The organism is Acidobacteriota bacterium (assembly GCA_012729555.1).
In the GTDB taxonomy this organism is placed as follows: domain Bacteria; phylum Acidobacteriota; class UBA6911; order UBA6911; family UBA6911; genus UBA6911.
In genome coordinates this window covers 1-9,259 of the sequence record JAAYCX010000029.1, presented here as the reverse complement: position 1 = coordinate 9,259, position 9,259 = coordinate 1, and the positions used below count along the sequence as shown (strand labels likewise).

Annotated in this window: 8 protein-coding genes; 3 read left to right on the top strand and 5 right to left on the bottom strand. The window is 62.3% G+C overall.

Annotated features, from left to right (window positions below; translation table 11 throughout):
• Nucleotides 1-47 precede the first annotated feature (47 nt).
• On the top strand, nt 48-254 hold the full coding sequence (locus GXY47_07070) for a 4Fe-4S binding protein (protein ID NLV30904.1): 207 nt from the start codon (nt 48-50) through the stop codon (nt 252-254).
• Nucleotides 255-302: 48 nt separating this feature from the next.
• On the opposite strand, the gene GXY47_07065 is transcribed toward GXY47_07070, so the two are convergent.
• On the bottom strand, nt 303-2,243 hold the full coding sequence (locus GXY47_07065; GenBank protein NLV30903.1) for a glycoside hydrolase family 97 protein: 1,941 nt from the start codon (nt 2,241-2,243) through the stop codon (nt 303-305).
• Nucleotides 2,244-2,402: 159 nt separating this feature from the next.
• Between GXY47_07065 and GXY47_07060 the strand changes: the two genes are divergently transcribed.
• Nucleotides 2,403-3,335, top strand: a complete 933-nt coding sequence (locus GXY47_07060; protein ID NLV30902.1) for a formylglycine-generating enzyme family protein — start codon at nt 2,403-2,405, stop codon at nt 3,333-3,335.
• Between the two features lie 106 nt (nt 3,336-3,441).
• Complete coding sequence (locus GXY47_07055; GenBank protein ID NLV30901.1) at nt 3,442-4,266, top strand: SnoaL-like domain-containing protein; 825 nt, start codon at nt 3,442-3,444, stop codon at nt 4,264-4,266.
• Between the two features lie 90 nt (nt 4,267-4,356).
• Here the strand turns inward: GXY47_07055 and GXY47_07050 are convergent, their stop codons facing one another.
• The 4 genes from GXY47_07050 to GXY47_07035 form a co-directional block, all read right to left on the bottom strand.
• Nucleotides 4,357-5,316, bottom strand: a complete 960-nt coding sequence (locus tag GXY47_07050; protein ID NLV30900.1) for a hypothetical protein — start codon at nt 5,314-5,316, stop codon at nt 4,357-4,359.
• Between the two features lie 11 nt (nt 5,317-5,327).
• The gene (locus GXY47_07045) at nt 5,328-6,557 is read right to left on the bottom strand and encodes a 4Fe-4S binding protein (protein NLV30899.1); all 1,230 of its coding nucleotides are present in this window, start codon (nt 6,555-6,557) and stop codon (nt 5,328-5,330) included.
• A gap of 128 nt (nt 6,558-6,685) precedes the next feature.
• Nucleotides 6,686-8,170 carry an FAD-dependent oxidoreductase gene (locus GXY47_07040; protein ID NLV30898.1) on the bottom strand — a complete coding sequence of 495 codons (1,485 nt, stop codon included), beginning with the start codon at nt 8,168-8,170 and terminating at the stop codon, nt 6,686-6,688.
• Between the two features lie 284 nt (nt 8,171-8,454).
• On the bottom strand, nt 8,455-9,259 hold an 805-nt coding region (locus GXY47_07035), incomplete at its 5' end, for a 4Fe-4S binding protein (protein ID NLV30897.1).

The window sequence follows — 9,259 nt, the reverse complement described above, 5'->3', positions numbered from 1 at the left end:
GGAGCATGTGGCAGGACAAGGGATTCTAACGGGAACAGGAGCCGGACATGCCGTATCAAGTGACCGAAAAATGCCTCAAGTGCGGCTATTGCGTCGAGCGCTGCCCCGAGGGCGCGATCATCGCGGACGAAAAGATCGAATTCGAGAGATGGACCCTGCAGCCCGTGCACATCGACGCCGGCCTATGCACCGACTGCGGCACCTGCGTCTCGGAAGAGTGGTGGTGTCCGGCCCAGGCCATCGTCCCGGCCTGAAAAAACGGGGACGGCCCGATGCCCCCCCCGTTTGTGACGCGCCGGCGGCTATTGCAGGGTGAGGACGAAGCCGCCGTTGGGTTGGAGGATCAGGTCGTACTTCTCTCCGGGTTGAAGCTCGACATCCTGTTTCCGGAAGAGTTCGCCGTCGCCGTCGGTGATGAGCGTGCCCTTGGCGGCCTTCAGTTCCGCGAGGTCGAGCGTAAGCGCACGCCCGGCGTCTTCCCCGTTGATGCCGGCTACGAACCACTTGCCCGCTTTTTGCCGCGCCATCACGGCATATTTGCCGGGATAGCCATCCAGGAATCTGCTGTCGTCCCAGGTCGACGGGACCTTCTTCATGAAATCCTTCACATAATCGGGCATCCTGGCCATGCCGGCGGGAACCTCGGGGTAGTGCTGGATGCCGGAGGTGAAGATGACCGACAGCGCCAGTTCAAACGCGGAGGTGGTTTTCCGCCGGATGCCGTCGCTGACGCGGTCGAGGCAGACGGGGGTGTAGTCCATCGGGTCGAAGACATTGCGGGTGAAGGGGAGCATGGCGGCGTGGGCGGGCGCGTGGTCGGCGTTTTCCTGGCCGAAGGTGACGTATTCGAAGCCCTTGACCGCCTCCATGGTCATGAGGTGGGGGTAGGTCCGCTGCCAGCCGCGCGGGAGCGTGGCGCCGTGAAAGTTCATCAGGAAGCCGTAGGGGGCGGCGTCCTCGAGGATGTCCAGATAGTAGTCGATCATGGACTGGCCGTCGCCGCCGAAAAAGTCGATCTTCAGCCCTTTGACCCCCATGGATTGGAGTCTGTCGAACTCGGCGACGCGGCTTTCGTGGGTGAGCATCCTGTCGCGGGGAGTCTGGGGAGTGGTGTTCCAGTCGCCGGCGGAGTTATACCAGACCAGCACGCCGACATTCCTGGTCGCGGCATAGCCGCAGAGCTCCCTGATCCTGTCATAGCCGATCTGCCTGTCCCACAGCGCGTCGATCAGGCAATACTCCCAGCCCATGTCGGCGGCGTAGTCGATGAACTGTTTCTGGACGTCGTAGGTCGTCCGGCTGTCGCCCAGCAGCGGCCAGCTCCACGACGCCCGGCCGGGGAGGATGCCCGTCAGGGGCGACCGGGCCTTGTCGGCCAGGTCGGTCCCCAGGGTCGATTCGGCGATGGTCTTGAGCGAACCCAGGACGATGACGCGCCATGGGCTGGTCCAGGGCAATGGCGATTGCGGCAACGACGGGCCGTCCCCCCTGACTTCGCGCTTGTCGGCCAGCTCGATGAAATATTCCCCGCCGGGCGATTCGTGCGCCAGTTTGCTCCCGCAGTAGCCCCGGCCCAGTCCCGTTTCGCTGATCAGCAGCCACCGGTCCCCCTCGCGAAACAGGGCCGGGAAGACCCAGCCCGCCTTCAGGGTCGACTGCGTGCCGACGGGGATGTCCCCGAGGTAAAACTCCTCGTACGCGGGATTGGATCTCTCCCAGCCGGACCCGCTCTCCTGCATCGGCTGAAGAAACGCGCTCGTTCCATCGGGCATCTTGAAGGAGGTCGCCTCCCTGATGATTTGCTTTGCCTCCCCGGAGGTTCCGGGGAAATGATAGCGGAACGCCACGCCGTCGTTGGAGACCTGGAAGAGGATGTCCATTCGTTCGCCGTCGGGCAGTTTCAGATGGTGCACCGTTTGGTTTGCGACATAGGTGTTGCGGCGGCGCTTGGCGGTGAGAATTTCATATTCGTCCCGGATCGGCCTGTTATCGATCCGCTCCCGCCCCGCATCGCGAACCATGGCCAGATTCCGCGTGAAATCGGCGTCCCGGCGCACGATGCCGAGGCGCGATTCCCGGATAGCCTGCCGCCCGTCAAGCCTTATGTCATAGACCGGCGTGCCGCCGGCCGCGATCCTGAAACGGACCTCGATCTTTCCATCCGGGCTTTTCATGGGACGTTCCCGGGCGCAGGCAGCCAGGCCCAGCATCGACGCCAAGCCGATCATCGTGAAAAACTTCATGGGCCTCATCCTCATCGCGGTCCGCGGGGTTCCCATCCATCCTGTTGACTATGGCGGCATTTTAGCCGAAGATCGGGGCGATCGACACAAACTTCTGACGCCCGACAGGTAATGTGGTCAATGGCTGCCCTGCATCGACGAACGGCGGGAAACCGGGGAATGTCAAAACCCTCCTGCATCTGTTCCGGTCGAGCGCTCCCCGGAATTCCGCTGGTCGCCATGGCCGTGCTGACGCTGGCGGGGGTATGGGCCGCCTGCACTCACTCCCCCCATCCTGCAGGGAGCGTTTTCAGGGACTGCCCGGCCTGTCCGGAGATGGTGATCGTCCCGCCCGGCGCGTTTGTCATGGGTTCGCCCGCGACGGAGAAAGGGCGGGAAGCGGACGAAGGGCAACATGCCGTTACGATCGGACATTCGTTTGCGGTAAGCAAGGGGCCCGTTACATGGGACCAGTGGGAGGAATGCGTCCGCAGCCGCGCCTGCGACGGCGCCTCCGTCGAAGCCGCGCTCCGGCTGGATCGCGATGGCACTCCCACCGGGAATCTTGCGGATCCTCCCCGCGGCCATCACCCGGTTACCGGCGTCAGTTGGCTGGACGCCCGGGACCACATCCGCTGGCTCAATGACAGGACGGGCGAAGGGACCTATCGACTATTGTCGGAATCGGAATTCGAGTACGCGGCGCGGGCGGGCTCCACGACCGTTTACGGGTGGGGGGACCAGCCCAGCCACGAGCATGCCAATTACGGGGAGGATGCCGCCGGGGAGATGGGAGGGAAAGCCGAAGGGCGCGACCGATGGGAGAATTCCACCTCCCCCGTCTGTTCCTTCCCGGCGAATCCTTTCGGCCTCTGCGACATGTACGGCAACGTCTATCAATGGGTGGAGGATTGCTACGAACCCGACGGCGCCCGGCTGCCCGCCGATGGTTCCGCCGTGGAAAACGGCGATTGCTCCGTGCGCGGGTTCCGATCCAATTCATTCGAGAGCACCGAGGTGACTCTGCGCTCCGCGAACCGGGCCTACGTGTATGCGCCCGATACCCGCGGCCGCGGCTATCTCGGCTTCCGCGTCGCCAAGACGCTCAGGTAATCGGGCCTTTTCTCTCTCTCTGCGGTAGAAACGGCTGGTATTGGAAAAGAAACAACCCGGAATCAGGCGCGTCGCGGGCAATGTAAACACAGGAGGGTTCATCCTCATGAAAAAGATGGAAAAAGCCAGTACAACAAGAAGGGGCTTCGTAACCAAGGTCGCCGCGGGGGGGGCGGCGGCCGCAATGGCGGGCGCCTTGTCCGCCGGCTGCTCCAGATCGGGAAAGGACACCTTGTCGCTCGAGTCCAGGATCGAGGCGCTCGAAAAGCGGCTGCAGGGGGTCGAGGACATCCAGGCAATCAACCGGCTGCAATACGCCTACAACTATTACGTGGAACACATGATGAAGGAGGAGATCATCGATTGCTTCTCCGACAGCCCCGATGTTCTCCTGGATTGGCTCGAGGGCAAATGGAAAGGGAAAGCGGGAGTACGGAAATATTTCGATGTCAGCCAGGTCCCGCCGGTCGGATTCCAGCATCAGCTCATACCGTCTGCTGGACTGATCACGGTGGATCCGGATGGGAACACGGCCAGCGGAAGGTGGTACGCCTTTGGCGGCGTCATGATGCCGATGCCGGCCGGGGAGGGGGAGAAGCAGAAATTCAGCCGGTCGTTCATAAACGGCATTTATGAAATCCGGTATGTCCGCGAGGACGGCATCTGGAAAATCCTGGCCATCAACTGGGTCATACCCTACGGGGTCCGAATCGATGACGGCTGGATTCTGCCGGAGGATATCGCCGGACCCATGCTGGCGGGAGATCCGGGAGATCCCGGCGCGAGGGTATCACCGGATATCGAGATGGATAAAAACGACCTCCGCTATGTCACGGGGTATATCCTGCCCTACCACTTCAGGCATCCGGTGACCGGGAAGCCGAGCGGCGAATCGAAGCGCAACGCGCGGCTGAAACCGATCAAGGCCTGAGCCGGTCGGGGACTGGAGCCGGCAGGCGGCAGGAGCCCGGTCACCTTCGCCCGTTTTGCGGTCCACCGCGAAATCGGTCGATATTCGAGGCTACTTCCCCGATTTCCTGGGGTGTCGGTTGAAGAATTCGAACACATCGGGCATGGAACCGGCGATGATGCTCCCGTGGTCGAGGCCCGGCAGTTCCTTCCACTCGACGTCGAGGCCGGCGGCTTTGAGTTGTTCGGCCGTGGTTCGCCCCATGGCGCCCAGCTTGTCCTCGCTGCCGGCGGTAAAATAGAGCGGGGTGTCTTTCAACTTCCCCCTGGGATCGGGGGAGCCGAAGCCGGCGATACAGGCAACGGCCGCCCAGACCGGGGCATATTTTTCGCCGAGATACAGCGCACCGGCGCCTCCCATCGAGTGGCCCATCAGGAAGATGCGGTCGTCGTCGATGTCGAATTCCTTGCGCACCAGTTCCAGAACTCTCATGGTGTCGATTTCGCTGAGTTCCGAGACTCTGGCCGGGTCGGTCTCCCTGGTTCCGCCGATGGCCGGGCCCTGAGCTCCGGGCATTACCTTGGGAGGGGCGGCGCGCGCAGGCCCGGGAGCCGGGGCCGCGTCCCTGCTCCCACCGAACAGGTTGGTATTGCCGAAGGGGGCGGTAGGGCTGTACCCCATCACGCCAACGAGGATGTAGCCGTTCTTTTCCGCCTCCTCGACGCAACCGGAGCGCATGAAGGTGCCGTAGTTACCGCTGTATCCATGCAGGGCCAGGACCAGGGGGGCCTTCCGGCCCTTGGCGATTTTCGAGGAGACAAACACCGCGTACGGCATGTTTTCCCCGGTTTCCTTGAAGCCGTATTCGCGGATTTCCACGCGATCGTCGACCGGGTCGTGCCCGGCGCGCCGGGTCTGTCCCGCGGATTGGCCCACCGGCGGGCCGGTCACCCTGGATACCCCGGGGGGGAGCGGCCGGGTTGCCGGGGCCGCCGCGTTCTGCGCCCAGGCCATGATCGTCAAGGATACGGAGATTGCTGCATACGACAATACCCTGCTTGCTTTTGACATGATACGTCTCCCTATCCCGCCGCCCCGGGCGGGATCCTTCCATCCTTCGTTGCGCGCACCTTCACCGCCCTCAGGTCCCCGGTGGGACATACCGCCTCGCAGGCACCGCAGCCATTGCATTTTGCAGGATCGACGGCCGGAAAGGATTCATAGGTTTCTTCATACCACTGGACCTGGATCGCCTCATAAGGACAGGAATCCACGCAGGCATGGCACTCGCTGACGCCCCACAAACACAGGGCCGGGTCCACGCCGGCCTTTCCTATGACATGCCTGTTCTTCTGCTCCAGGCCGAGCCGCTGCAGGGCTCCGCTGGGGCAAACGGTCGTACAGGCGTGGCAGTCCTCTCTGCAATAATCCATCTCGAATCGGACGACGGGCGACAGGAACCCGCGGACCCCGGATTGTCCCGCGTCGGGATGGAGGATCCCGGACGGACAGGCGCGCATGCAGTTGCCGCAGCGCAGGCAGAGACCCGTAAACTCGTTCTCTCGAATCGCGCCCGGCGGCCGCAACGGGGCGCGGCCGGATCCGGCCTCGCCGCTCTTGCGTGCCACCAGGCTCCATCCCAGGCCGGCCGCAACCGCAACGAACATTCTCCTGCCTGCCCAGACGGCATTTCCCCGCGCGGCTCTCTCGCCTGGTCCGGTTCGCATTGCCTTTCGGAAATTCCGGCAGAAGGACCCGGTCTTTCCCAGAAGGTCCTGGGTGGCGCCCAGGGGGCAGATCCGGGCGCACCAGAGATCCCCCGAAGTCATGGCCAACAGGAGGAGCACGGCCATGCCGGACAGGGAGGCCAGGACCGCCGGGAACCCCGTCGCGCCGTAAACCGAAAACGCATTGTTCAGGAACGCCAGCGGGTCCATCCACAAAAAGAGCGGGTACCCCAGGACGGCACCGGCGGCCGTCAGCAAAACGATGTACTCGCCTATGGGAGGGGAACGCTTCCACCAGACCCCGGCCGGCGATCGGGTGCCGGAAACGGCATCCAGGAGGAGGCCGACCGGGCAGATATGGCGGCAGAACCACCTCTTCCGCAACAGCGCGATCGCCGCAAAAGCCAGGCCGAGGATGGATCCCACCCAGATCGTTCCACCCGCCAGGATCGTACCTATCGCAACGAAGGAGCTGGCTTGTACGAATACCCTGGAGCTGTCGATCCAGAAGGGGAAGGGCAACAACAGGAGAGCCGCGAGCAGAAGGCAGGCCAGTCTCCCATAGAGGCGTCCTCTATTTTTCATTCCGGCGCAACCCCTCACCACCACCCGAGCCCATGCATCCCTCTATCCGCTCGTGGCGGCGTGGTTCCTTCCCGTGCGCATCATGCGCCAATGCGTTCTCAAAAAAAGACGCCGTCGAAGCACCGCCGCTAAGCGGGCAGGATGACCCCCTGCTTCCTGAGGCTGGCCTGCAAAGCCCGGATATCGATCTTTCTGAGATCCACGCCGCTCCTGATCGATTGGGCCGCCGCGGTGCCGGCCGCCTGTCCCAGGCAGATACAATGGTGGATCAAGTTGAAGGTGTCATTGATGACGGCATCCGACGAGAACGCGCGGCAGGCGACGAGCAGGTTGTTGACGTTGCGCGGTATCAGACAGCGATAGGGCATGTACATCAAAGGGTTTTTTTCGTCCGCATTGGGGAATACGGCGATGGTGTCCTTGAAAAGGGTCTTGGTCTTCATGTCCTTTTCGGTGACGACGTAATCCCCGACAACCCGCCTGCCGCCGCGCGTGCCGAGCTGCGAATTGGAGAGAACGATGAAGCTCTTTTCGAAACCGGGGACATGCTTCCTGTAAAAATCGTGGGTGATCATCATCTCCTTGCGGCCCAGAAACTCCACCCGTGTCAGCTCCTCGACGTCGTACTGACTCTTGTTCGCGTACCGCGGAAAGCACCAGACCACGTTCTCCTGGTTTCTCAGGTTGCTGGTCAGGAATCCCGCCGTCCCCCCCAGCTTTCTGACCTCGCGCATCTTTTCGGCCAGTCCGCCCGCGTTGGCCTTCTTGTACTCCTCATACCTTTTGAGATTGACGTTATCGATCCAGTAGGAGAACGAAAGGTTGGCGCTCCTCAGGGTTTTATCGATATGGGTCTCGAAGCGTGCCCCCGCGTAGGGGAGCAGGTCCCCATCGCCGGTGGAGTCGATGACAACCTTCGCCAACACCGCCTGCCGGCCCGATTTGCTTTCAAAGATGACACCCTTGGCCCGGTTTCCCTCCATGACCGGCTCTGTTCCCCATGAATGGAGGTAGGTCTTGACCCCCGCTTCCTTCATCATGTCCTGAAACAGGCACTTGGATATCTCGGCATCGATGTGGGCCGAATACCCCACACTGTCGCCCGTGGCATAAAAGGGGGACCGGTTCCGGTAATATTCGACCAGCTTCTTATCCCTGGAACCCCAATGCTCCTTCTTCGGGTAATCGGCCGCGCCCCTGGCGTCCAGCCTCCGGACCCACTCCTGGGTGATGCCGGCGATCTGCTGTTTGCCGTGAATATCGGTCATGGAGGGGATGATGGTGACCAGTCCGCCCGTGCCCATGCCGCCGAGGTGCTCGTATCTTTCGATGAGAACCGTGCTGGCGCCGCTCCTGGCCGCGGCCAGGGCCGCGCCGATCCCCCCCGGTCCGCCGCCCACGACCACAACATCGGCCGTACGGCAGACCCTGGTCTGACGGGCGGCTTCCCGGATCGTCCTCGCAGACACCTTTGCCGACTTGGCGGGTTGGGCCATCGCCGGAATCGCCATGCCTCCGGCGCCCAAAGCGACAGCGGTGGTTCCCTTGATCGCCGTGTTCTTGAAGAATTCCCTGCGGGTGATCCCGTTTTTAGCTTCCTCGGATAATGCCATGGCGCCCTCGTTTCCTGAAAATTCCACGATGTAGCGGCAAGCTAGCCGCATATTCACCGATATGTCAAGGTTTTTGTCACATATCTGTGTCATGAATATTCGACGGGAAAGGGCCGCTGCCGGGATCGTTCTCCCCGCCGCCATTGACGGCGGCCACCGACGGCTCAGGCTTTTTGGGATCTATCGGGTCCAGTAACGGCGGGGAAAAACGCTCGGCTTTGAGATCCCGTCATCACCGGGTCCCAGGTTCGAGCCCTGCCGGGCCCGCCACAGGTAAAGGTCGGCTACATCCTCTCCGCCAGCATCCTGTAAAGCGCGGGAGCGTCCACGGGTGGAACGGTTTCTTCCTCCTTTTTCACAAGTTTTATGGCTTCCGAGGCGCAGGTGACCACACAGTTGCCGCAGCCGATGCACCGCTCCAGGCCGATCACGGCCGCACCGCTCTTTTCGTCGATCCCGATGGCATTGACCTGGCAGCGCTCGACACACGTGCCGCAGCCCGTGCAAGACCCCGCATCCACCGTCGCATAAAAGTTGTGCGCCCAGACCACCGCCGGATCAGGCAAGGCCTTTTGTACCTTCAGAATACCGCAGCAGCACCCGCAACAGGCGCAGACAAAATCCACCTTCCGGTAGTTGTTGGGCTGCAGGACGAGCCCGTCCTCTTCATTCTGGCGCATGATTTCCAGCGCTTCTTCCTTGGAGATGGGGCGGACACCACCCGCTACCGCCAGCTTCGCCCATTCCCCGAAGGCCATGCAGGTTTCTTCACGGTGAGTCTTCTTGCAGGGGTTGCCCCGCGCCGCCGCTCCCATCCGGCACATGCATCGGTTGATGACTATCGGGTCGCTGGTATTGTTGATGATGTCCCGGATATTGTCATAGGTGGTGACGTGATGCTCGACGGTAATGCTCTTTCCCACCGGGATGGTCCGCATCTGCGAAACTTTGGTGCTGGTGTATGCCCTGCCGAATTCCCCGGCCATGTAGGAGGAAAAATCCTGCCAGAACTGGGGCGTAGCCCGGCCGCCATGCATTTCCGCAATGCCCACGAGCAGCGGCATGGTGAAAAAGTAATAATTGCCGTCC

Bases quoted from the DNA above. Each gene is read 5' to 3' on its own strand.
- GXY47_07070 (NLV30904.1), top strand. From the start codon at position 48: ATGCCGTATCAAGTGACCGAAAAATGCCTCAAGTGCGGCTATTGCGTC.
- GXY47_07065 (NLV30903.1), bottom strand. From the start codon at position 2,243: ATGAAGTTTTTCACGATGATCGGCTTGGCGTCGATGCTGGGCCTGGCT.
- GXY47_07060 (NLV30902.1), top strand. From the start codon at position 2,403: ATGTCAAAACCCTCCTGCATCTGTTCCGGTCGAGCGCTCCCCGGAATT.
- GXY47_07055 (NLV30901.1), top strand. From the start codon at position 3,442: ATGAAAAAGATGGAAAAAGCCAGTACAACAAGAAGGGGCTTCGTAACC.
- GXY47_07050 (NLV30900.1), bottom strand. From the start codon at position 5,316: ATGTCAAAAGCAAGCAGGGTATTGTCGTATGCAGCAATCTCCGTATCC.
- GXY47_07045 (NLV30899.1), bottom strand. From the start codon at position 6,557: ATGAAAAATAGAGGACGCCTCTATGGGAGACTGGCCTGCCTTCTGCTC.
- GXY47_07040 (NLV30898.1), bottom strand. From the start codon at position 8,170: ATGGCATTATCCGAGGAAGCTAAAAACGGGATCACCCGCAGGGAATTC.